Below are 23,833 nucleotides of genomic sequence, written 5' to 3' on the forward strand. Positions count from 1 at the left end.
TAATATGGAATGATTACGTCCTGGAAAAATGGAGCAACCCCGAGATCCCATGCCCGAACAGACTCGTTATACCCTGCCCGTTAAATCCGGCGATCACCGTCAGCTCGGCCAGCTCATAGGCGCGGCGCACGCGGTGGAGTGTGCCAGCATTACCGAACGACATGCTGGTCCGGTGTTAATGATTACACCCGATACCCAAACCGCTCTGCGTCTGCTGGATGAAATCCGCCAGTTTACCGATCTGCCGGTGGCGCACCTTGCCGACTGGGAAACGCTGCCCTACGACAGCTTTTCGCCGCATCAGGATATTATCTCCGCCCGCCTGTCGACCCTCTACCAGCTGCCGGTGATGCAGCGCGGTATGCTGATCATGCCGGTTAACACCCTGATGCAGCGCGTCTGCCCGCACAGTTTCCTGCACGGCCATGCGCTGGTGATGAAGCAGGGACAAAAACTGTCACGCGACCGGCTGCGCGACCAGCTTGAGCAGGCCGGTTATCGCCATGTCGATCAGGTGATGGAGCACGGTGAATACGCCACGCGCGGCGCCCTGCTCGATCTGTTCCCGATGGGCAGCGATCAGCCCTACCGCATCGACTTTTTCGATGATGAGATCGACAGCCTGCGCCTGTTCGACGTCGACAGTCAGCGCACGCTGGAAGCGGTCCCCGAAATTAACCTGCTGCCTGCGCATGAGTTTCCCAGCGACAAAGCCGCCATTGAGCTGTTCCGCAGCCGCTGGCGTGAAACGTTTGATGTGCGCCGTGAGTCGGAGCATGTCTATCAGCAGGTCAGCAAAGGCACGTTGCCAGCGGGCATCGAATACTGGCAGCCGCTGTTTTTTGAGCAGCCGTTACCCAGCCTGTTCAGCTATCTGCCCGACAATACCCTGATTGTGAACTGCGGCGATCTTGAAGGCAGCGCCAGCCGCTTCTGGCAGGATGCCGAGGCGCGCTATGAAAATCGCCGCGTTGATCCGATGCGTCCACTGCTGGAGCCGGTCACCCTGTGGCTGCGTCCGGATGCATTAATGGGAGAGCTGAAAGCCTGGCCGCGCATCCAGATGACCAATGAGGTGCTGCCCGCCAAAGCCGCGAATACCAACCTCGGTTATACCCCGCTGCCTGATCTGACCGTTCAGGCGCAGGCAAAAGCGCCGCTGGATCATCTGCGTCAGTTTATTGAAACCTTCAGCGGCACCGTGGTCTTCTCGGTCGAAAGTGAAGGCCGCCGTGAGAGCCTGCAGGATCTGCTGGCCCGGATTAAACTGCGTCCTCAGCCGGTGCACCGCTTCGATGAGACCGGCGAAGAGCGTTTCCGACTAATGATCGGCGCCAGCGAGCGCGGTTTTATTGATACCCAGGGCAACCGGGCGCTGATTTGCGAAAGCGATTTGCTGGGCGAACGCGTCAGCCGTCGCCGTCAGGATACCCGTCGCACTATCAATCCGGACATTCTGATCCGTAACCTGGCGGAGCTGCATCCCGGCCAGCCGGTGGTACATCTGGAACACGGTGTGGGTCGTTATATTGGCCTCACCACGCTGGAAGCCGGCGGCATTGAGGCGGAATATCTGATGCTCTCTTACGCCAACGACGCCAAGCTTTATGTGCCGGTTTCATCGCTGCACCTGATTAGCCGCTACGCGGGCGGTGCTGACGATAATGCACCACTGCACAAACTGGGCAGCGATGCCTGGTCACGCGCACGGCAGAAAGCGGCTGAGAAAGTGCGTGATGTGGCAGCTGAACTGCTGGATATCTATGCTCAGCGCGCCGCCAAAACCGGCTTTGCCTTTAAGCATAATCGCGAGCAGTATCAGCTGTTCTGCGAAAGCTTCCCGTTTGAAACCACCCCGGACCAGGCGCAGGCGATCAACGCGGTGCTGAGTGATATGTGCGAGCCGCTGGCGATGGACCGTCTGGTGTGCGGCGACGTTGGTTTCGGTAAAACCGAAGTGGCCATGCGCGCGGCGTTTCTGGCGATTGAGAACCATAAACAGGTGGCCGTGCTGGTGCCGACCACCCTGCTGGCACAGCAGCATTACGACAACTTCCGCGATCGCTTCGCCAACTGGCCGGTTCGCATTGAGATGCTTTCCCGTTTCCGTACTGCCAAAGAGCAGACGCAGGTGCTGGAACAGGCCAGCGATGGCAAGATCGACATCTTAATCGGCACCCATAAGCTGCTGATGAGCGATCTAAAATGGCACGATCTCGGTCTGCTGATTGTCGATGAAGAGCACCGTTTCGGGGTGCGTCACAAAGAGCGCATCAAGGCGATGCGCGCCGATGTGGACATTCTGACGCTGACCGCAACGCCAATCCCTCGCACCCTGAATATGGCCATGAGCGGCATGCGCGATCTCTCGATCATCGCCACGCCGCCTGCCCGCCGTTTAGCGGTGAAAACCTTTGTCCGTGAATTTGACGATCTGGTTATCCGCGAAGCGATCCTGCGTGAGGTTCTGCGTGGCGGACAGGTCTACTACCTCTACAATGACGTTGAAAATATCGAGAAAGCGGCGCAGCGTCTCAGCGAACTGGTGCCGGAAGCGCGTGTCGCTATTGGCCATGGTCAGATGCGTGAGCGTGATCTGGAACGGGTGATGAACGATTTCCACCATCAGCGTTTCAACGTCCTGGTCTGTACCACCATTATCGAAACCGGTATCGACATTCCGACCGCCAATACCATTATCATTGAGCGGGCCGATCACTTTGGCCTGGCGCAGTTGCATCAGTTGCGTGGTCGCGTCGGGCGTTCGCATCATCAGGCTTATGCCTGGCTGTTAACACCGCATCCGAAGTCAATGACCGCCGATGCGCATAAGCGGCTGGAGGCGATCGCTTCACTGGAAGATCTGGGAGCCGGTTTTGCCCTGGCAACGCATGACCTGGAGATTCGCGGTGCTGGCGAACTGCTGGGTGATGAGCAGAGCGGACAGATGGAGACGCTGGGCTTCACGCTTTATATGGAGCTGCTGGAGAATGCGGTCGAGGCGCTGAAAGCGGGTCGCGAGCCGTCACTGGAAGATCTCACCAGCAACCAGACCGACGTGGAGCTGCGGATGCCCGCCCTGCTGCCCGAGACCTTTATTCCGGATGTCAGTACCCGTCTTTCCCTCTATAAACGCATCGCCAGCGCGGAGACTGAAGAGGAGTTGCAGGAGCTGAAGGTGGAGATGATCGACCGCTTTGGCCTGCTACCCGATCCGGCGCGTAATCTGCTGGATGTGGCGATTATCCGGCTGAAAGCCCGCGCTGTCGGTCTTCGTAAGATCGAAGCCAGCGACAAAGGCGGTTATTTCGATTTTGCGCCGAAGAACAACGTGGATCCGGCATGGCTGATAGGCCTGCTGCAGAAAGAGCCTCAGCAGTGGAAGCTGGATGGGCCGACGCGACTGCGGTTTACCCGTGAGCTATCGGAAAGAAAGGTACGACTTGAGTGGGTGCAGGGATTCGTTTCGCAACTGGCTCAACGGCAGGCGTAACACCCTGCCCGTGCGTTGATGAGCTAACCGGTTAAGCGCCGGTTAGTTTGCAGCAAAAAAAAGCGCATCCTGAGATGCGCCTTTTTCATTACTGCTGTATTACGTTGTGCTGTGTGGCCGCGTGAGCGGCAAAGCTTTGCCCAATTACGCCTGATCGCCGTTGAGAACCAGCTGACCATTACGATCCAGTGGAATACGCGTGCCGGGGTCATTTTCCATACGGATTTTACCCTGCTGATCGCCTATTTTATAGGTCACATCATATCCCAGTTTTTTCTCTTGTTTGTCGTAAACGGTTTTGCAGCGCTGTTCGGTTGTGGTGTAGGTATCCCGATCCTGCAGTCCGCCCTGGACCTGATTACCGGCATAACCACCCGCTACCGCACCTGCTACTGTCGCCACATCTCTGCCGCGACCGCCACCAAACTGGTGACCCAGCACTCCACCTGCCACTGCACCTAATACAGACCCGGCAAGACGGTTTTCATCCTGCACGGCCCGACGGTGAGTCAGAGTGACATTACGGCACTCCTGACGAGGCTGTTTAATGCTCTCTTTGATTGGCGTTGCAGACAGTACCTGAGCATATTGAGGACCGCGATCAAACACGTTCATGCCTGCTACGGCTGCAACACCCAGAGCTGCTGCCACACCAATACCGATACCCGCTAACATTGATTTATTCACAGGAAGTTCCTCCTGAAAAGTGTTACCGCGCAATCCTGCTGCTAAAGCATCCTCGTTAACTGAGGTATAACCGGCGTGCGCGACGCGCCGTGTTTGTTGAGATGAAGTTTTACAGATGGACCGAAAATGCAACATCAGATAAATGGAGGAAATTGGTCACTTTGCTATCAGGACCAGTTTTTAGGAGAGTTCTGAGGTAGGGAACGTTATTAATGATGCTTTTTCGCTAAGGAAATTAAACCAATTAAATCAACGGCATATAATTTTATATACCTTAAGCAAAGCCTGACTGCCCGTTATGGCAACGGCCTTTCCATCGTTACCCAAAAGCATCGACTTTATGTACCGTTATCGGGAACATTCATTCCTGAAGCACTCAGGCTTCAGGAATGAAGAAAAAGGAAACTAATCAAAAATGCTCTCGGATGGGCATACCTTCACTTCGCCCCAGCCCACAATGGTGCCATTGGGGGTAAGGTCTTTGATGGAAACGCTATCGCCTGAATATTCGGACCCTCTGACTACAATATCGTAGTCATGGTTAGCCTGAGGAATAAATTCAACAGTGGCCGATTTTTGAGTGTTCTGATGGTACCCAGCCTCTGTCCAGTAGTGAATGACACGAATCATTTGTCCTGGCTTCAGGGTAAATTCATTGATGAAAGCACCCTTGTTTTCAGACGACGCTGGCATACCTATCCGTTTATTACCTGTAACGGGGATGCCCAGAATGGCAAAACCAGAAGTGATACGGCGTTCCAGCATTTTTTTATAGCAACCTGAACTCTGTTTTTCATAGAACTGAAGTGCCGTATTGCCCTCTGAACCCACCCGGATTCGGGCCGCATCCTGCCCTTTATAATCATCCAGTGAAGGTCTGAAGCCTGCCGTGCAACCACTCAATAATAGTGCTATCAATCCGGTGATTAAAATTTTTGCAGCCATTCTTTATTATCCTTAATTTAACTGACACAGACTGGAACTGGTTATTTTATTGGTACTATAACGAGGCGGGTGTTGCGTTACCCATCGTTTATTTTGTGACAAAAAATATTGACCGTATTAATGCACAAAGACTTTATTAATCCTGCTGGAAAAAATAAAATATGGTACCCATATCAGACAACTGATTAAGGCCCGAGCCAGCATATTGATAGCAGGCTGCGTAATGTTTACGTGAAAAACCAAAGCAGGATAAAGCGTGCAAAAACTCGCAAAGATAAGACCGTATAAATAGTACGTTATCATCACGTATCTGGTTTTTACTTTCTTCCTAAAGAAGAACCAGCAAGCCAGCACTGTTACGGGAGCATTAATAATGGACAGCGCTAATAATAAAACACTAAAACTATTAACCACACCTTGTTTCTGATAAGTGTTGGCAATCAACGAAACAATACAAAAATCATTATACAGCATCGTAAAAAAACCAATAATCAAGCCTAAAGCTGGCAGATATAATAAGCCATTAATCCTGCCCTCTTCTTTTTTTTCACAATTATCACAAAAGCCTGATTCTTTATTCTCTTCTGCTTCCTGACATTTAATGCATAACATTCTCGCCCCCTGAAGCTGTAATTGTTTTTCTTTGTTTTAACAAAATTCAAACCGGTTAATTCAGAAGATCGACGTCTTTGGTCAGACAGGATCAGGTACTATTTTAAATGTATCGAAGAACTGCCTGATTCGACCTTTATAAAAAACGGTCCTTTCCAGAGTGAAAAAAAACAACCCTGACCAGATGACCAGGGTTGCGGTTTTTAGCGTTGAATCAGAAACGGTATCCGATGCCGATGTTAAAACCATTGATGGCAACATCTTCGTTATATTTTACGCGAGTACCTTCATAGCCAACACTCACAGAGAGGTTGCTGATAGGATTCACGACAACACCAGCGCCATAGGCAAAAGAGGTTTTATTTTCGCTATATTCTTCGGAGTAGACTCCGATATAAGTCACGTTCTCATCCACTTTGGTATGGGCAACACCAATTAATCCATAGAAGCTGATGTAGTCATTGATGCGATATGCAGGACCTGCCATCAGTGAGTAATATTTCACTTTGGTTTTTCCATCATATCCGCTGACATCGCCATAAAAATCTTCTCGCTCAGAAAAACTTTCATCGCCTTTCATGTAGCTGAATGAGCCAATCACACTGAGAGGAGACTCCCATTCATAGCGATACTGAACGTTGACGCCACGGATATTTCTAAAGTCTTCAACCTTGCTTTGTGCATATCCAACCGAGACGGTGTGATTATCAGCCAGCGCATTGCTGCCCACGAGAAGACCGCCACACAGTAATGCCAGCATCGTCATTTTAGAGGTCATGTAATTAATTCCTTTTCATAATTTAACATTATTTCCCTGCGCTTAACACAGGACTTCGTTCCCTGAATCACCAATACCCGACGGACAGGATAAATTTTTTATCTATCTGCCTGTATCGGACAGGAATTTCATGTAGCGCTCCGCGCCTGATGTTCAGATCGGTCGGAGAGCATCTATTCATACCCGGATTTTTTTAAAACTGGCTGGCCTGAGTCAATGTGAAACTTAAACGCCAGCCTTATTAAATGGCACTTCGGCCATTTAATTTAGGTTAAGTAAAGAATTTAACCACAGGATTCATCCTGGCGATTAGTTATCAATCAATTCTTAATGGCACTATTAGACCAAAAAGAATTAGAGGTATCAAGACCGAGTTGCCATAAAAAAGCAAAACACCTGAAAACCATTACGGCACATACATCCAGAAAATTATCCTGCCTTATACAATCCATTAACGCAGATTATTAACTGACCTGATATGTTCCCAACCCTTTAAAAGACTAAGTTACAGTTCTATTTAAACCCCTCTGAATAAATGAAAGCATTCGGAAAGATAACACCTGTATTTTCCCAAAAAGCGTTACTGTCAAGCTGACTTGCAATACTGCCGCTGGTGCTCATGCCCATGCTCTGGTGCTCGGTTTTATAGTACGCGTGGTTCTCAATTTTGCTGAAGCCCAGCGTGTCGGTGTCGAAACGGTTTTTATCGGCGGTGGCGGTGGAGTCTATCACCGCACCCTTCTACCTGGTGTGCTCACCTGCTGTCATATCAAAACGGTGCCATGTCGCAACCCTTATTACCGGTTTTGGTGGATATATGGGCGTAACCCGGAAGACAGAATAAAAGCTGGTTAACGCGGATTCACAGCATGAAAGCCAACCAGTAACAGTTAATACAGAAGGCTACAGGAAGAAGAAGTGAATGAAAGCCAGACCGGAGAAAAACTATCTGGTTTTCAGAGACAACTCGCAATTTATTACTTAGCTTTTAGCGAGTTTACCTGGCAGGTGGTGTATATTTAAACAGGTAAAAACGGAACAGGAAGCACATAACGAGAGATTTTTTAGCGCGGACTGAAGGTGGTGGAACACCAACAGCCCGCTGACCACCACCAACTGATAAGGAGTTGATTATGGCTGACACGCATCATAAGCCAGGAACCCGCACGGCCACAACCGCTGCGCATTATTACAGAGTGGGATACCGCCCTAATAGGGGCCAGCCGAACCCACTGCCGCAGCTCACCATCAAAGGCCGCTGGCTGGAAGCACTGGGTTTTACTACCGGGCAGAAGATCGAGGTGATCACCGGGCCGGGGCAGTTGATCATCCGGCTGGCTGAAGGGTGATCGGCGGGTAAAAATATCCCGGCTCGGAGGCCGGGATATTCTGTTTCAAGACGGGATTTTTGCCAGCAATTCGTTAACTTTATCCGTATATTCGGGATGTAGGTGAAGATATTTTTCGCAGGCTAAGCGGACATACTGATAACACGTTTCTTCACTTACAATTACAGTATCATCTTCTTCCGGTGGATAACCGTAGGCAAATTCAACACCTTCGAAATGATCCTCTTCATCATAGCTATTCATATCTGGAAAATGGCAATATGCACCATCTTTATTTAATGCACCTTTAATCATTAATAATTCGATAGCCCTTAAAAAATCCCCATCGTTATACATTCGATCGAAGTATGCCTTGACGACCCATACAGGGTCATCATCATGATATGGTTGACCAAATAACTCTTTATTCATCCATAACCTCTACTTTGGATGGAAGTTGTTCACCAAACCGGTATCTTTATTTATATATACACGGAATGCAACACCGCCAGCTGTGGCATCATAAGATTGCTGCCCTTTAGCTATGGCTACTTTGTAGCCTTTAGCAGCAGCTTCCTGACCTAATTGCAACATTTTTTCATCAGTAAAAATATTGGGGTCATAAATAGTCTTTTTAAATGGTTCGGCACCATTATTTTTCAAACCAATTATATTACCCTCACGATCTTTAGCAGGTATTTGATATTCTATTTGAGTAATACCTTTAGTTCCCGTCGGAGTTTCACTAACTATCTTCACATTATTTTTTTCACAGCATCATAAAATGCATTTGCATTATGCGCCCCAGTAATTCCTTTTTTCTGAGTATAACCAGCAAGTTGCGCTAAGTGTTCCGGTTGATCTATTTTAAAACTGATTCCTGAAGGGTAAATATTAGCTTCTTTAACTATCGCGCTGAGTTTGTTAGCCGCTGCCGTTCCCAGGACTGGTGACATCGAAGCTGCAACGATCTTCATTCCGTCATAGGTCGATACATACTGCTCCGCCGTCGTCTTATCAACCCTAAGCTGCTCCATGGCATAGTTGACCATTGCATCCTTTACCTGCTGCTGATTCTGCGCATCAACGCTGGTAATATTCAGCAGGTTCACTATCTGCCCGTAGGCATCCGGGTACATGTCGCTGACTTTATTATTGTAGTTTCCGGTCTCATACTCACCTTTGACCGAATAAGCTTCTAACCTTGCCGAAGCACATGCGGGGGTGGCAGCCCGGCCATTACCACAGGCATCCGTCACTTTCTTGTCACGGCTGATGTTTTTCTCACGCAGGTCGTTTATCTTCTGCTGTGCCTGCTCACGCTCTGCCGGGTCGTTGCTCCTGAGTTTTTGCCTCGCTATCTCAAACTCTGTCTTTTCATTAACGTGCAGCCAGTTATTCTCAACCGCATTTTTACCCGCCTGCGCGCCCGCCACCGCACCGCCCGTGCTGTCTCCGGCCACGCCGCCCGCAAGGCCCGCCGCCAGCGTCCCCAGCGCGCTGATGGTCTGCCGCTGCTCCTCACTCAGGTCTTCGCGCTTAACTCCCGGATACATCTGCTGCGCGATGTACTCGCCCATCGCCGCGCCAGAAGCACCCGCAAGTGCAGGATTACCCGACGCGTATGACGTCACCGCGCCCACTACCGCGTGTGCAATCAGGTTCGCCTGAACGTTCACCTCCTCTTTGCCGTCCGGGCCTTTTGTGGTCGTCAGCTTGTGTATCTGCTCCGCCAGGATTACCGTATCTGAACCGGGGTTATTTTCCAGGATCGCTTTAATGATATTGGCACTTACCGGTAAGTCACCTTTCACCATCCGGGCCAGACCGGCTTGGACCAGTTACGGTGGCAGTTTCTTATCTTGGGCATATTACGCATAAGAGGTGACCGACTGACCGTAATCTATCGCTCCTGATGGCAGTATATTGTTCCACCCATCACCCAGCGCATTATTCTCAACAGTCTTGCTTAGAAGGAAAACGAAGGAGTTAGGGTTTCAACCCTACTTAACTTCATTGAAGGCCCGAATTATCGGGCCTCATTTCCTTAACTGACCAGCATTAGGCTTGGTGGCCGAGATCTTTTTTAGTCTTTAAGGCTATGATAAAAACTAATAACACTTTTTAAATCGGTACTCCATTCCGATATTTTCATGCCATCTTCATTATACGTTGTTCGCGGTTCAGTAAAACTATTTATATTTTCAGGAGTGAACCCTGGACATTCATCTAAAAATAAAATGCTATTTTGAACGAAAACAACATCTCCAGAAAAATACAATACCCAAGTAAATATAAAATTTGCATTGGCAGGCTCATACATAGAAACAGCTAAAGCAGCATGCTTTTTATTTGCCAAGCCTTCTTCAAGAGAGCATCGCCAGTTATCTTTGTAATCATTTATATTCCAGTAAGATAGAGGTATATTCATCATTTCTGAAAATTCATCAATAATTATTAATGCTGGTAAGACGCATTCGCCCTCAATATCCACTGATTTATCTTCAGGGAAGATACCAAACATATGTCAATCCTTAATCCTGTTCAGATCGCTATCATAAGTGCCCATACGTTTCCCTCTACGGTCAAACATTTTCCAGCCATTGGTAACATTATGGCTGTCGACATCAGGTGTAATATATGTTTTACCATCAAAAAATACAGGTTGACCATGAGAATTGAATGGAGCCTTAAGTGCCGGAATTCTTCGGTCAAAACCTAAATTCCCAGCAGCTTCTTGAGCCTCTTTTCCTTTAAGGGCCAGATAAGCCAAATCATCCTTATTCTGCTCAGAAATCGGTGTAACCGTGGTATTGCCTCCCGTATCCGGCATACCATCCGTATTTCCAGTATTGCTGGATCCCTGCTCACCAGACTGAACCGGCGTGATCAGCGACGTTCCCTTATTCTCATCCTGCGCCGGATTGACCAGCTTACCCCCCGTCAAATCATCATTAACCGGTACGGTTTCAGTTTTGCTGCCTGCTCCGTTCGTGTGCTGCTGTGCCGTAACCACAGCCATTATCACACAGCTGGTATTCGCCAGGCAGGTCGCGTCCAGCCCTGCTTTTACCTTTTTGGTCAGCGCCAGTGCCGCCTGTTCATTTGCGCCGCCCTGGCCCGCTTCGGCCACTGCCGCCGCATCCAGCAACGATTTAGCCTGCATCATCTGCAACATGCCCATGCTGACCATATTGTTGCTGATTTCGTTCTGGCCCGCCTGCGCTCCGGCTACCGTGTCCGCCGTAGTCTCTCCAGCCAGACCACCTGCAAGACCCGCCGCAACCGTTCCCAGCGCAACCAGCGTCTGTTTCTGCTGTTCGCTAAGCTGACTGACCGGCACGTCACCGTACAGAACATTTTTGATGGCTTCACCCATCGCGGCGGTGGTAGCCGCGCCCGCCGCACCTGCTGCCGCTGAATTACCCTGTGCGGCAGCTATAACTCCGGCTACCGCAGCATGTGCCATTATACGACTGGCCTCATCCGGCGCTTTCTGCTTAATCAGTTCTGCAAGGTAAGGGGCCGAACCGCCAGCCAGAGCGGCTTTCAAATCGCCCCCCGCCAGGCCCTGTATCGCCGCCGTCGCCGCGCTGATACCCTGCTGCACCGACCCGCCGGTTCCCATTCCGCCGGCCAGCATCTCCCGGTTGTACAGCGTCTGATAGACCTGTCCGGTGATGTCGGCCGCGGTCGGCTCCTGACCCGGGTTCGCTTTCCGCCACTGCGCTTCGGCGTCCTTTTTCTGGTCCGGCGAGATGTTCTTCATCTTCTCCGTGGCCGCTCTGGTCGCCGCAATCTCGCCCTGCGTCCGCGCAATATCGCCCGCCTGGCTGCCGATTTCCGCCAGCAGCTGCGCCGTCTCCATCCGCCGCTGCTCTTTATCCTTATCGAAGATTTTATCCAGCCCCGGATTCGCACCCGCCGCGTCGCGGCTCAGGTCCGCCACGTCCTGCGTCTGCTTCGCCTTATCGCGGATAATAACGGTACCGTCGCTCACCGCCGCCTTCGTCACCGACGACGCGCTGCCGCTGCCGTTCAGCCCCGCCAGCAGGCCGTTCGCCATGTTGCCTTCGAACTGGCTGCCGATGCTGCCGCCGGTGCTCATCCCCACGCTCTGGTGCTCGGTTTTATAGTCCGCGTGGTTCTCTATGTTGCTGAAGCCCAGCGTGCCGGTGTCGAGACGGTTCTTATCGGCGGTGGCGGTGGAACTGATGACCGCGCCGTTCAGCCGGGTGTGCTCACCCGCCGTCACGTCAAAGCCGCCTTTCCCGGCAAAGATGCCGGTCTGCTCGGCCACGCTCTGCCAGTTGCTGTGCATCTTATCCTGGCTGAGGTTGACGCTCGCGGAGCCGGTCATCGAGCCGAAGGTGAAGCTGCCGCCCGCGCTGGCGTTCTGCTGCTTGCTGTCGTAGCGGTCGCTGTCCTGCTCTGAGGTCAGCGTCAGGTTGCGGCCGGTATCGACCTTCACGCTGTCGCCGCGCACCTGTGCGCCGGTCAGGTTGGTGTCGCGCCCGGCGTTCAGGCTCAGCCCGTTGCCCGCCGTGAGTGTAGTCTCGGTATGGGTCAGCCCGTTGCCGTTCTCGCGGCCTTTGCCCGCGTTGACGCTGGCTGAAACGCTGATGCCGTAGCCGCCCGACCCGGCGGTCAGGCCGATACCCAGGCTGCCGCCCTTGCTGCTGTTAGTGCTGTCGGTGCGCTCGCTGTTCTGCGCTGAAAGCAGGCTGATGTCGTTTTTCGCCGTCAGCCCGAGGTCGCCGCCCGCCTGAAGCTGGCTGCCCTGCACGAGGATGTTGCCCGCGCTGCCCGGCTGTGCGCCGGTGGCGGTGATGGCCAGGTTACCGCCCGCACCCAGCGTACTGCCACTACACCTCTGCATCCTTCTTCTGCTCTGGCGTTATCATTTTCAGCTTATCAGTGGCTGTTTTCGTCGCCGCAATCTGCCCCTGTGTCCTGGCGATGTCCACCGCCTTAACGTCAGGTGTACTTAAGTTTTTGCAGGTTTCTTTTTTGGCCTAAAGCAACAATTTCACAATCAGGTTCGTCATAACGCCCCAATGCAAAAAAAACAACACCATTATTTATCCAGATATTACTCATCCATTCTGTTATCTGCCTCGGTATGGAAGCAGTCATATTTACATTAGTTGATTGGATGGTTGAAAAAAACACCTTCTCGCCGCTATTAATTAAGCTTTCAATTACTCCCAAGCTATTTGATTTAACAGAACCTAAGCCGGAAAGAATCAACCCTTCACTTCCCTTAACTATCACATCTTTTTTTTCCTCAACCCCATTAACTTTAACACCTCTAACATTAAGTAAACCCCAGGTTTTTCTGTGGTTAACAATTGCGCTATCAGGTTGCTCCGCTGATAAAACGACAAATGTGTATATGTCTTCATCGCTAACACCTGCAGAATAACTCTCTACCATTTTTTTTAATAAACCTTCACCAAATTTCTTTAGTGGCGCATTGGGTAATTCCCAGCTCACTGCAGAGATACCCTTGCCGCTTATTGAAAATAAGTTAAAATCTGTAATCTGATTTTTTTCATTTATATCTTCAGCATATCTAATAACAACATCAGTAGTCATAGTGGTTACCTGCAGGATCGTTAAAATGTGAGCCTCGATTTTGAGGATCATCGACTCCAAAGAAATGGCCTCCAGCATCATCTCTTATATAAACTTTTTGCGTACCTCCTCCCGGTTTTTGAACTATAAATTCATATATATAACCTGGTTGAGGATTACCACGCTTGTCTATATTAGGGGATACCTTATTGGGGCTCTGACTCACTGGTATACCAGACTGTCTCTTCGCCTCATTAAAAGCACCTGAGCGACCAGCCCCTTCAGGAGAAAGATTTGCAGGCTTGTCCCCTTCAGCCAGATAAGCCAGATCATCCTTATTCTGCTCAGGGATCGGCGTAACCGTGGTATTGCCTCCCGTATCCGGCATACCATCCGTATTTCCGGTATTGCTGGATCCCTGCTCACCAGACTGATCCGGCGTGATCAGCGGAGTTCCCTTATTCTCATCCTGCGCCGGATTGACCAGCTTACCACCCGTCAAATCATCATTAACCGGTACGGTTTCGGTTTTGCTGCCTGCTCCGTTCGTGTGCTGCTGTGCCGTAACCACAGCCATTATCACACAGCTGGTATTCGCCAGGCAGGTCGCGTCCAGCCCTGCTTTTACCTTTTTGGTCAGCGCCAGTGCCGCCTGTTCATTTGCGCCGCCCTGGCCCGCTTCGGCCACTGCCGCCGCATCCAGCAACGATTTAGCCTGCATCATCTGCAACATGCCCATGCTGACCATGTTATTGCTGATTTCGTTCTGGCCCGCCTGCGCTCCGGCTACCGTGTCCGCCGTAGTCTCTCCAGCCAGCCCGGCTGCCAGACCTGCCGCAACCGTTCCCAGCGCGACCAGCGTCTGCTTCTGCTGTTCGCTAAGCTGACTGACCGGCACGTCACCGTACAGAACATTTTTGATGGCTTCACTCATCGCGGCGGTGGTAGCCGCGCCCGCCGCACCTGCTGCCGCTGAATTACCCTGTGCGGCAGCTATAACTCCGGCCACCGCAGCATGTGCCATTATACGACTGGCCTCATCCGGCGCTTTCTGCTTAATCAGCTCTGCAAGGTAAGGGGCCGAACCGCCAGCCAGTGCGGCTTTCAAATCGCCCCCCGCCAGCCCCTGTATCGCCGCCGTCGCCGCGCTGATACCCTGCTGCACCGACCCGCCGGTTCCCATTCCGCCGGCCAGCATCTCCCGGTTGTACAGCGTCTGATAGACCTGTCCGGTGATGTCGGCCGCGGTCGGCTCCTGACCCGGGTTCGCTTTCCGCCACTGCGCTTCGGCGTCCCTCTTCTGGTCCGGCGAGATGTTCTCCATCTTTTCCGTGGCCGCTCTGGTCGCCGCAATCTCGCCCTGCGTCCGCGCGATGTCGCCCGCCTGACTGCCGATTTCCGCCAGCAGCTGCGCCGTCTCCATCCGCCGCTGCTCTTTCTCCTTATCGAAGATTTTATCCAGCCCCGGATTCGCACCCGCCGCGTCGCGGCTCAGGTCCGCCACGTCCTGCGTCTGCTTCGCCTTATCCCGGATAATGAGGGTGCCGTCGCTTACCGCCGCCTTCGTCACCGACGACGCGCTGCCGCTGCCGTTCAGCCCCGCCAGCAGACCGTTCGCCATGTTGCCTTCGAACTGGCTGCCGATGCTGCCGCCGGTGCTCATGCCCACACTCTGGTGCTCGGTTTTATAGTCCGCGTGGTTCTCAATGTTGCTGAAGCCCAGCGTGCCGGTGTCAAGACGGTTCTTATCGGCGGTCGCGCTGGAACTGATGACCGCGCCGTTCAGCTGGGTGTGCTCACCCGCCGTCACGTCAAAGCCGCCTTTCCCGGCAAAGATGCCGGTCTGCTCGGCCACGCTCTGCCAGTTGCTGTGCATCTTATCCTGGCTGAGGTTGACGCTCGCGGAGCCGGTCATCGAGCCGAAGGTGAAGCTGCCGCCCGCGCTGGCGTTCTGCTGCTTGCTGTCGTAGCGGTCGCTGTCCTGCTCTGAGGTCAGCGTCAGGTTGCGGCCGGTATCGACCTTCACGCTGTCGCCGCGCACCTGTGCGCCGGTCAGGTTGGTGTCGCGCCCGGCGTTCAGGCTCAGCCCGTTGCCCGCCGTGAGCGTAGTCTCGGTGTGGGTCAGCCCGTTGCCGTTCTCGCGGCCTTTGCCCGCGTTGACGCTGGCTGAAACGCTGATGCCGTAGCCGCCCGACCCGGCGGTCAGGCCGATACCCAGGCTGCCGCCCTTGCTGCTGTTAGTGCTGTCGGTGCGCTCGCTGTTCTGCGCTGAAAGCAGGCTGATGTCGTTTTTCGCCGTCAGCCCGAGGTCGCCGCCCGCCTGAAGCTGACTGCCCTGCACGAGGATGTTGCCCGCGCTGCCCGGCTGTGCGCCGGTGGCGGTGATGGCCAGGTTACCGCCCGCGCCCAGCGTGCTGCCCTGCGCTTCACGGCTTTCGGTGCGGGTCTCGCTTTTCGACGACTGGCTGCCGTAAGAAAGACTGATGCCGATCGAGTTGGTGGAACCTTCTTCATAACCTTTGTCGCCCGGCTTCAGGCCTGCGGCGGTGTTTCTGGCGTTCGCCGCGTCGGTCTGCGCGCCGTCCATCTGGTAAGCCTGCGCGGCCTGGGCCGCCGTCAGCGCCGCTTTGGTGCCCTGCAACGCCTTCAGCCGGTCATCGCCGCTCTCATCGGCGGTACGGGCGGTCTGCACTGCCGTGTTCAGCGCCGCGCCCACGGTGCCGGACAGCGCCAGCGTCAACCCGCTCTGCTTCTGCTCGGTTTTCGTCAGTGCGGTGTGGCTGTTTTCGGCCGCACTGAGGGTCACGTCGCTGCCGCTCAGGGAGAGATCTTTACCGGCGATCACGTCGCTGCCGTGCACGTTAAGCTGGTTACCGGCGCTGAGGGTAACGCTGCCGTCGCTGCTTCCCACCGTGCTGCGGCGGCTGAGGGCGCCGCTGGCGTCGGTGCTGCTCTTCTGCATCGCCTGCCCCACGGTGAAACCGATGCCGCCGGTGCCCATCAGGCCAGATTTTTTCTCCTCGCGCTGATGCACTTCATCACGCGTTTCTGTGGCGGTCGTGATGCTGAGATCGCGGCCGGCGGTCAGCGCAACATCCTGCGTACCGGCGACGTTGCTGCCAGTTACTGCAATGTCGCGGCCCGCCTGAAACAGGACGCTGTCGCCGCTCAGCGTGGTACTGAGCGCCTCGCTGCTGTGCAGTTCGTCGTGGGTCTCCAGACTGCTGCCCGACAGCAGCCCTTTGCTTGACTGCCTGCTGTGTTCGGTGAGATCGGTACGGCTGTTGCCCGCGCTGAGCACGATGTCGCGTCCGGCGCTGGCGGTCAGTGCCCCGCCCGCCGTGACGTCCGCTGCCGTAGCGCGGATATCCTGTCCGGCACTCAGCTGCAGCGCGCCGCCGGCGGTGATGCGTGACCCGGCATCGCTCTGCTGTGACAGGCGACGGTAGTTGCTGCTGTTCCAGCTGTCATTTTCAGTGTGCTGCGTGCTGAGGGTGCCGAGCGTCAGGTCATTGCCCGCCTGAATCTTCGTGGTGCTCTTCTCTCCGGCGTTGCCGATATCGCTGGCGGCCAGGGTGATGTTGTTCAGCGCGCTCAGCGTCAGCGCACCGTCGGTGCCCTGCACGTAAATACCGGCCGGACGATCTATCCAGCGGTCGGTACCGTCGCCGCGCAGCGTTGACTGGCTGGTAATATCCCGTCCGGCCAGCAGCGACACCTGCTTATCACCGCTGATGACGCCGCCCAGGTTAGTGATATCCTGACGGGCGGTGAGATTGATCGTGTTGCCGCTGATGTAGCCGCTGTTGGTCAGCGACTGCGCCGTCAGCTGCGTCACGTCGCGGCCCTTAATGGTCCCGCTATTAGTGATGTCGTTGCGGGCATTCAGCGCCACGCTACCGCCCCCGATCAACGCGCCGTCGCCGGTTAAGTCACCCTCTTTCACCTTCGCATAAACCTGCGGTACCAGCACGGTCTGCTGTGTGCCATCCGGCAGCGTCACGGTCTGATTCACCAGCCAGACGATATCGCTGGTGAGCAGCGCCATCTGCGCCGGGGTCAGCGCCACGCCCAGCTCCAGCTGGTACGTTTTGCCAAAGGCTACCCCATTATTCATCAGCCCGCGATACTGATCTTCATCACTGCCATACCCGCTGATATAGCGGTTGCCGGTCAGCTGGATAATCTGATCGCGCACCAGTCGCTGCTCGTAATAACCATCGCCCAGCCGCTTCAGGATCCGGCTGCTGTCGGTGGTCAGAGCGTTCTGCATATAGTCGCTGCTGAGCCACTGCTTCTGATTAACAAAGCGCGGATCGGTCTCGACCAGGTAATGGCTGTCACTGCCAGGTTGCAGCTGGTACAGGCTGTTATCCGGCAGCCGAATGTCAGGTGAGACGGCGCGGATCACCGGCGTAATCGTCTGTCCGTCGACGACCGTTGCTGGCAGTGTCAGCGAGAATTGTTGCCCGGCAGGTAACAGCAGTGGCCGGTCTTTGAGGCTGCCGAGCTTGTTCAGCGTCAGCGCACTGTCATAGCGTAATCCGGCTGGCAGTAACGCACTGCCGCTATCCGTGGCACTCAGCGCCACTGCCGCAACCGCCTGCTGGAGAGCAGGTGTGCCGATGCGGTCAGCCTGCGTGGTGACGCCCTGCTGCTGGCGGTTGCCGGTCTGATAGCCATTTCCCTGCGGCGCTGCATTCGCCTGCCAGCTCAGCGTCTGCAGATCGATGGTTTCCGTCACGGGCGCCGGGCGGTAGTTTTTCTTATCTTTGCCCTGCGACGTTTTGGTTCCACCCAGTTTCTTTTTCTTCTTCTTCGCGTACCAGCGAACCGATTTCCCGTCGTCCGTGGTAACGCGCGTTCCTTTTGTCGCCTGATTATTCAGCTCGCCTATCTGACCGCCGAGCACAGCACCCGCGACAATCTGGCTGTCGTGGTTGTTAAGACGGCCGGCGCTAAAGGTCATGTTACCGCCCGACAGAATCTTGCCCGGATCGCTCTCCAGAATCTGGGTTTCTTTCACTATCCGCCGGTAGTCATACTCATAAAACTCGCTGCCGCTGGTGCCATCCGGCATTTTTGCCGTGTGCACGCCATATTTGTTTTTTTTGCTGGTATCCACGTCGGCCCAGTCAAAACGATCGGTGTGGCCTTTTAGCACCGCGTCGTGATGCTGGCTATCTTCGGTCGTAACGACCTGCGTGGTCAGGTGGCGGTTGGTATTGTTGATTTCCGCCATGCTGATCGTGGCATCCTGCCCGGCCTCAATTGTTGCCCCGTCATTGTTGAGCTGCTGCCCCTGTCCGGTGGCCTGATTATTCGCATCCAGCTGGCCGCCAATGTGCAGATCGCCATCACTGTAGATCAGCGCATGGTCGCGGTTGTTCAGCGTGCCAGCCGCAATATCCAGTCGCTGCCGCGCCGCAATCACCGCTGCTTTGCCCGCTTCACTGAGGTTGTTGAGCAGCGTAGCCGCAATGGCAATGTGATCGCCATAGATACGGCCGGTGCCGCTGTTATTCAGGACGCCCGCAACCAGGTGTGTCAGTCCGCCGTCAATCAGACCGCGATTGTTCAGGGTGTCGGCTGCAGTAATTTCGGTCTGCCCGCCGCTGATCTCGCCATTTGCCTGATTACTGATATTTTGCGCGGTAAGGAATAGCGCCTGCTGAGCAGCGAGGGTGCCATCGTTGGTCACGTTTCCACCCGCCGTCAGCCGCAGCGTGCCGTTGGCTTTGACCTCTGAGAGGTTATGGAAATCACCTGCCAGCGTGATGCCAAGATTCCCCTGCGACAACACCTGTCCGTCGCCACTCAGGGAAGCTGCGTTGATCTGCGCCTCTTTATCAGCAATCAGCGTGCCCTGCTGATTGTTGATGGCGAGCGCCTGCCCCTGGGCTGAGTCCTGAATAGTCAGCGTATCCGCTGACGAGATCAGCCCGCTGACGTTATCCAGTGCCTGTTGCACGGTAAGCGCCAGCCTCTGTTTTGCGCGCAGAGCACCCTGACTGTTGTCCAGCGTGCCGGTTTCGATGGTTAAACTGCCCGCTTCAATGCCTTTACCGCTCTGTCGTGTATCACGGTTGATCAGCGATGGCGTGGTGATCGTCATCTGCTGGCCGCCCTGAATCATCCCGCTACGGTTATCCAGCTGCTGGCTCAGTGACAGGGTACCGGTGCCGACGCTTTGCACCAGGCCGTCATTGTTGACCAACTGACCCGCCGTCAGCGATAGCGTACCTGCCGAAAGGAGTTTGCCCGCCTGATTAAGCAGCGCATTTTGTCCCGCATTGAGCGTCAGATCGGTGCCACCCTGGATCTGTCCCTGCTGGTTATCCAGCGCACCACTTTCAATATTGAGGTTACCGGCACCGGCAATAAGTCCGCGCTGGTTAGTCAATGTCTGACCTGCCGTGGTGAGGGTGATATCCCCCGCCGACTGCAGTTTACCGTCACTGTTGTTCAGCGCCTGACCGTTGAAAGTCAGCCCGCCATTGCCTGCGACCTGCCCCTGGCTATTGTTCAGTTCACTGGCGCTGAGTGATGCCTGCTGTCCTGCAGCAATGAAACCCGCCTGGTTATCAATTGCCCCGCTGCGCAGATCCAGACTGTTGAGGGCAACGATACCGCGCTGGTCACCACTGTCGCGATTGATCAGGGCGTGCCCCTGGGTGTTCAGCGTCATGTCGCTGCCAGCCTGTAACAGGCCACCCTGGTTTTGCAGCTCCCCGCTGGTGAGATCGAGCCGCCCTTTGCCGCCCGTCAGCGTGCCGGACTGGTTGTTGATATCGCCCGTCACAACCTGCGCGCCGCTATGACCGGTGATGAAGCCGCGCAGATTATCCAATGCGCCGCTGTAGAGCTTCAGCATGCCCGCACTGAACAGGCCGCCTGCGGCTCCGCTGTCACGGTTGATCAGGCTCTTGCCGTGGGTGTCCAGATGCAGATCGCCACCCGACTCAATCCTGCCTGCCCGGTTGTTGAGGAGTCCGCTATCCAGTTGCAGGGTGCCTTTAGCACCCAGTTGCCCCTGTTGGTGGTCGAAGGTCTGCTGATGAGTATCGATGCGAATATTCTGTCCCAGCATCACCCCGCTACGGCCATCAATCTGGCCGCTGGAGAGCAGCAGATCGCCGCCTGCAACAATGCCACCGCGTTCGCCGCTGTCGCGGTTATTCAGTTCGCCGCCCCGGGTGTTGACGGACAACGCCTCACCCGACTGAAGCAGGCCGCGCTGGTTATCCACGCTGCTGCTTTCCAGCGTTAATCCATGATCGGCATTAATAATCCCATCGACGTTGTTCAGTCCACCGCTGGTGAGCCGCATAGCGCCCGCCGAGACCAGCGAGCCCGTGCTGTTATCAAGATCACCACTGCTGATATGCAGATTAGCTCCCGCAATAACGCCGCCTGATGCCGCATTATTCAGCGCCTCTCCGTGCGTATTAAGCTGCATATCACCGCCGGACTGCAGTCGCCCGCCGCTGTTATCCAGCGCGCCACTGCTCAGCAATAGTTCGCCGCTGGCGCTGAGCAGAGCAGACCTGAAATCAGCGGCCTGGCCCTGCGTATCGATCACCAGGTTTTGTCCCTGAATGACGCCGTGATCACCGGCTAACTTTCCGGTTGAGAGTTGCAGATCACCGCGCGCCACAATGCCGCCGCGATCGCCGCTGGCGTTGTTGTTCAGCTGCGCGCCGTGCGTATCCAGTGAGAGCGCCTGACCCGATTGTAATAAGCCTCGCTGATTGTCGAGCGCGCCGGTCTTCAGCGTCAGCGCCCCATCAGACATCAGTGTGCCGTCAATGTTGGTCAGCAGGCCGCTGGTGATGTTGGCCGCCGAGGCAGCGGCGATAACGCCGTTCTGGTTATCCAGGTCGCCACTGTTAAGGGCAAGTGCGCCACCGCTGATTATCCCTGCTTTACCGCTGTCACGGTTAATCAGCGCCTGTCCGTGGGTATCAAGTGTCAAATCGCCGCCTGACTGGATCAGACCGCTGTGATTGTCCGTTGTCCCGCTGGAAATGCTGAGATCGGTACGGGCGACCAGGTTGCCGCCAGTATTGTTCAGTTCACCCTGCTGCGTGTCGATGGTCACGCCGTGGCCAAGCAGGGTTCCACGCTGATTATCCAGCGCCTGGCTGCGCAAAGTGACCTGCTGACCCGCTTCGATGCGACCCTGGGTGTTATCAATAGCCTCACGGGTCATCAGCGTAGCGTCACCGCCAGTTGAAGCAATCAGGCCCTGCTGATTATTCAGGCTTGCGCTGGTGAGTTGCAGATTGTGACTGGCCTGCAGCGCACCCTGCGCGTTCGTCAGGGACTCCTGAACATCCAGTTGCAGATCGCCGCTGCCCGCAGCCAGCAGCGTGCCACCGCTGTTATCCAGGCTACCTGAGGCAAGATTCAGATTACTGCCGCTCTCAATCCGCCCATCGCGGTTGTCTGTGTCACCCGAAACCGCGATCGCCATCTCGCCAGCGCCACGCTGCGACAGCAGACCTTGACGGTGATCCAGCGTGCCCGCCGTCAGCGTCAGCGCCTCTGCCTGGGTGTGTGCCTGTGAGAGATCGAGCCTGTCGCCGCTGAGCGTTAACGCACCCGCTGACAGCAGATTGCCCTGATTGCCCTCCAGCCGGGTCGCATTAAGGTTCAGCGCGCCATTATTACCCGCCAGCTGCACGGTGCCGCCCTGATTATCCAGCCATGGCGTATCCAGCTGCAGTAAGTCACCGTTACCTGCGATGAGCCCGCTGCGGTTTTCAATATGCTCTGCCTGCAGCCGGGTATCGCCTTCATTGCTCAGCGTGCCCTGATTGTTGAGCAACGACCCCGTGGAGATCGTCAGGGCTTCGCGGTTTTGCTGGCGCAGCAGGCCGCGATTGTTACTGATGTTTTGTGCCGCGACAGCGAGGCTGCCCGCCGCCAGTTTGCCGTCATCATTGTTAAGCGCCGTCGCAGCCTGAATCCCGAGTGTACGGCCCGCCACCGTGGCGCCCTGGGTGCTGATATCCGCCTGCGTAGAGGTCAGCGCGATGGCATCGGCTGAGGTCTGGCTCCCGGCGAGATCGACCCGGCTGCCCCGCGCCTGAATCTGGTCGTGCGCCAGGTTTTTACCCCGCGCCTTAAGCTCACCCTGGCTGGTCAGCAGCAAATTACCGGGCTGGCTCAGCGTCTCATTGCCCCCAACGCCTGCCGCCAGCGTACTTTCAGCGGTGCTCTCAATGGTGCTGGCGGAGAGCGTCGCGTTACGGCCTGCGCTCACCAGCCCACTGTTGCGCAGCGTGCCGCTGGAGGCCAGCGTGACATCCTGCTGTGACACGATGTTGCCGCGGTTCTCCTGGTCGCCATTGCTGGCTATCTGAAGCGCGGCCTGACTTTGCAGCGTGCCGCTGTTCTCCAGTCTGCCATCCACGGTCAGGTGCAGTTCACCGGCGCTGGCTCCCAGTTCACCGGCATTACGCACGCCAACGCCCTTTTCAGTGCCGGTCAGGGTGATTTTATGGGCATACATGCCGCCAATTGCCGCGACGTCGAGCGCAAATTCAGGCCGTGTCGTCCCATTATCCGCTTTCACCGTAGTGACGTTACCTTCGGTCGCAACCTGGTTCCTGCCTGTGACCACATTGAGTTCGCGGGCATGAACTTTTGCGTTAACCGCTACCGACTGCGCAATGATCTGGGTGTAGTCAGCATCGCTGTCATTCAGGCCCTGACCTTCGATATTGATTCGGCCGCCATTAACATCGAAGCCTTAGAGCTGGCCGTTTTCAATCAGCGCCTGTCCGGTGGTCAGCGTATTGCGGCTGGCGTTAATAAATCCGCAGCCGTTACAGGTAATGCCTGACGGGTTTGCAATGACTACCGCAGCCCGTTTACCGGCTACTTCGATAAACCCGTTAAGCTGGCTTGGATTACGGCTGTTGACTTCGTTGAGGATAACCGTCGCTTCCTGCTTTGACAGCCAGGGGTTAGCCGCTACCATGCCACCCAGTTGAGTAGCCGTGTTCTGATGGCTGTTGTTCAGGATTGCGCCGCGCGCGTCAACGTCGAGCTGGCTGTACTGATTGCGGGAAACACCCTGGCTATTGGGCGTCTGAATGTTGATTTGCGGCAGACCATTTGCGGTGGCCATGACGGTAGGCTGCTGGCTGCCCGGCGCGCTGCTGTCTGCCACAATGTTGGCCTGCACCGGCAGACTGACCACGCCCGCTGCCAGCCAGAGTGCAAAGCTGAGCGGTGAGATCCGCACCCTCGCCTCTGCATATGAGGTGCGCTTCGGGCTTCGGGCAACACGTGAATAGCCGCTACGGGTGATGTCAGACACTACCATTAGCATGCCGCGAACCCGGTTGAAGATAAGGCGATAGCAGAGTTTATTCATAATGCGCACAGTCCATTGTCAGCAAT

12 protein-coding genes and 4 pseudogenes are annotated in these 23,833 nt (G+C 55.0%); 2 read left to right on the plus strand and 14 right to left on the minus strand.

Translation table 11 applies throughout. The features are described 5' to 3' along the window. The first annotated feature begins 49 nt into the window (after positions 1-49). Positions 50-3,493: a transcription-repair coupling factor gene (mfd, locus tag ACXKZD_RS11860; RefSeq protein ID WP_488981626.1), complete on the plus strand. Its 3,444-nt coding sequence runs from the start codon at positions 50-52 to the stop codon at positions 3,491-3,493. Positions 3,494-3,637: 144 nt separating this feature from the next. Here the strand turns inward: mfd and ACXKZD_RS11865 are convergent, their stop codons facing one another. The 5 genes and pseudogenes from ACXKZD_RS11865 to ACXKZD_RS11885 all read right to left on the minus strand — a co-directional run. Next, positions 3,638-4,180 carry a glycine zipper 2TM domain-containing protein gene (locus tag ACXKZD_RS11865; protein WP_003849847.1) on the minus strand — a complete coding sequence of 181 codons (543 nt, stop codon included), beginning with the start codon at positions 4,178-4,180 and terminating at the stop codon, positions 3,638-3,640. A 405-nt stretch (positions 4,181-4,585) separates the two neighbouring features. Continuing rightward, positions 4,586-5,125 (minus strand): hypothetical protein, encoded by a 540-nt coding sequence (locus ACXKZD_RS11870; RefSeq protein WP_022625854.1) that lies wholly within the window; start codon positions 5,123-5,125, stop codon positions 4,586-4,588. A gap of 117 nt (positions 5,126-5,242) precedes the next feature. After that, on the minus strand, positions 5,243-5,737 hold the full coding sequence (locus ACXKZD_RS11875) for a DUF2569 domain-containing protein (protein WP_022625855.1): 495 nt from the start codon (positions 5,735-5,737) through the stop codon (positions 5,243-5,245). 214 nt (positions 5,738-5,951) lie between these two features. Next, positions 5,952-6,515, minus strand: coding sequence for an Ail/Lom family outer membrane beta-barrel protein (locus tag ACXKZD_RS11880; protein ID WP_488981627.1), 564 nt, complete (start codon positions 6,513-6,515; stop codon positions 5,952-5,954). Positions 6,516-7,094: 579 nt separating this feature from the next. Continuing rightward, a pseudogene (locus ACXKZD_RS11885) lies at positions 7,095-7,289 on the minus strand (hypothetical protein); the annotation flags it as partial. Between the two features lie 359 nt (positions 7,290-7,648). Between ACXKZD_RS11885 and ACXKZD_RS11890 the strand changes: the two are divergent. Beyond that, positions 7,649-7,864: a SymE family type I addiction module toxin gene (locus ACXKZD_RS11890; RefSeq protein ID WP_033757310.1), complete on the plus strand. Its 216-nt coding sequence runs from the start codon at positions 7,649-7,651 to the stop codon at positions 7,862-7,864. A gap of 45 nt (positions 7,865-7,909) precedes the next feature. Here the strand turns inward: ACXKZD_RS11890 and cdiI are convergent, their stop codons facing one another. The 9 genes and pseudogenes from cdiI to ACXKZD_RS11935 form a co-directional block, all read right to left on the minus strand. Further along, positions 7,910-8,275, minus strand: coding sequence for a ribonuclease toxin immunity protein CdiI (gene cdiI, locus ACXKZD_RS11895; RefSeq protein ID WP_033757309.1), 366 nt, complete (start codon positions 8,273-8,275; stop codon positions 7,910-7,912). A 9-nt stretch (positions 8,276-8,284) separates the two neighbouring features. Beyond that, complete coding sequence (locus ACXKZD_RS11900) at positions 8,285-8,602, minus strand: CdiA family toxin C-terminal domain-containing protein (RefSeq protein WP_089414315.1); 318 nt, start codon at positions 8,600-8,602, stop codon at positions 8,285-8,287. After that, positions 8,599-9,582: pseudogene (locus ACXKZD_RS11905) on the minus strand (VENN motif pre-toxin domain-containing protein); the annotation flags it as partial. The gene ACXKZD_RS11900 and the pseudogene ACXKZD_RS11905, both read right to left, overlap by 4 nt. Before the next feature lie 347 nt (positions 9,583-9,929). Continuing rightward, entirely contained in the window at positions 9,930-10,367 is a 438-nt protein-coding gene (locus tag ACXKZD_RS11910) for a hypothetical protein (RefSeq protein ID WP_033757308.1), read from the minus strand. Positions 10,368-10,370: 3 nt separating this feature from the next. After that, positions 10,371-11,036 carry a toxin C-terminal domain-containing protein gene (locus ACXKZD_RS11915; protein WP_346438015.1) on the minus strand — a complete coding sequence of 222 codons (666 nt, stop codon included), beginning with the start codon at positions 11,034-11,036 and terminating at the stop codon, positions 10,371-10,373. Then, positions 11,019-12,707, minus strand: a pseudogene (locus ACXKZD_RS11920) (hemagglutinin repeat-containing protein); the annotation flags it as partial. The gene ACXKZD_RS11915 and the pseudogene ACXKZD_RS11920, both read right to left, overlap by 18 nt. Before the next feature lie 113 nt (positions 12,708-12,820). Next, positions 12,821-13,441 carry a hypothetical protein gene (locus ACXKZD_RS11925; protein ID WP_072014606.1) on the minus strand — a complete coding sequence of 207 codons (621 nt, stop codon included), beginning with the start codon at positions 13,439-13,441 and terminating at the stop codon, positions 12,821-12,823. After that, positions 13,431-22,889, minus strand: a complete 9,459-nt coding sequence (locus ACXKZD_RS11930) for a hemagglutinin repeat-containing protein (protein WP_488982086.1) — start codon at positions 22,887-22,889, stop codon at positions 13,431-13,433. The genes ACXKZD_RS11925 and ACXKZD_RS11930 overlap by 11 nt, the downstream gene beginning before the upstream one ends. Beyond that, positions 22,881-23,807 (minus strand): annotated as a pseudogene (locus ACXKZD_RS11935) (two-partner secretion domain-containing protein); the annotation flags it as partial. The gene ACXKZD_RS11930 and the pseudogene ACXKZD_RS11935, both read right to left, overlap by 9 nt. Positions 23,808-23,833: the final 26 nt, after the last annotated feature.

The sequence above is a fragment of the Pantoea sp. ABR1s genome (assembly GCF_057812235.1).

Excerpts from the sequence above, each read along its gene's own strand:
- ACXKZD_RS11915 (WP_346438015.1), bottom strand. The coding sequence starts at position 11,036 with ATGGTCAGCATGGGCATGTTGCAGATGATGCAGGCTAAATCGTTGCTG.
- mfd (WP_488981626.1), top strand. The coding sequence starts at position 50 with ATGCCCGAACAGACTCGTTATACCCTGCCCGTTAAATCCGGCGATCAC.
- ACXKZD_RS11875 (WP_022625855.1), bottom strand. The coding sequence starts at position 5,737 with ATGTTATGCATTAAATGTCAGGAAGCAGAAGAGAATAAAGAATCAGGC.
- ACXKZD_RS11910 (WP_033757308.1), bottom strand. The coding sequence starts at position 10,367 with ATGTTTGGTATCTTCCCTGAAGATAAATCAGTGGATATTGAGGGCGAA.
- cdiI (WP_033757309.1), bottom strand. The coding sequence starts at position 8,275 with ATGAATAAAGAGTTATTTGGTCAACCATATCATGATGATGACCCTGTA.
- ACXKZD_RS11870 (WP_022625854.1), bottom strand. The coding sequence starts at position 5,125 with ATGGCTGCAAAAATTTTAATCACCGGATTGATAGCACTATTATTGAGT.
- ACXKZD_RS11880 (WP_488981627.1), bottom strand. The coding sequence starts at position 6,515 with ATGACCTCTAAAATGACGATGCTGGCATTACTGTGTGGCGGTCTTCTC.
- ACXKZD_RS11890 (WP_033757310.1), top strand. The coding sequence starts at position 7,649 with ATGGCTGACACGCATCATAAGCCAGGAACCCGCACGGCCACAACCGCT.
- ACXKZD_RS11925 (WP_072014606.1), bottom strand. The coding sequence starts at position 13,441 with ATGACTACTGATGTTGTTATTAGATATGCTGAAGATATAAATGAAAAA.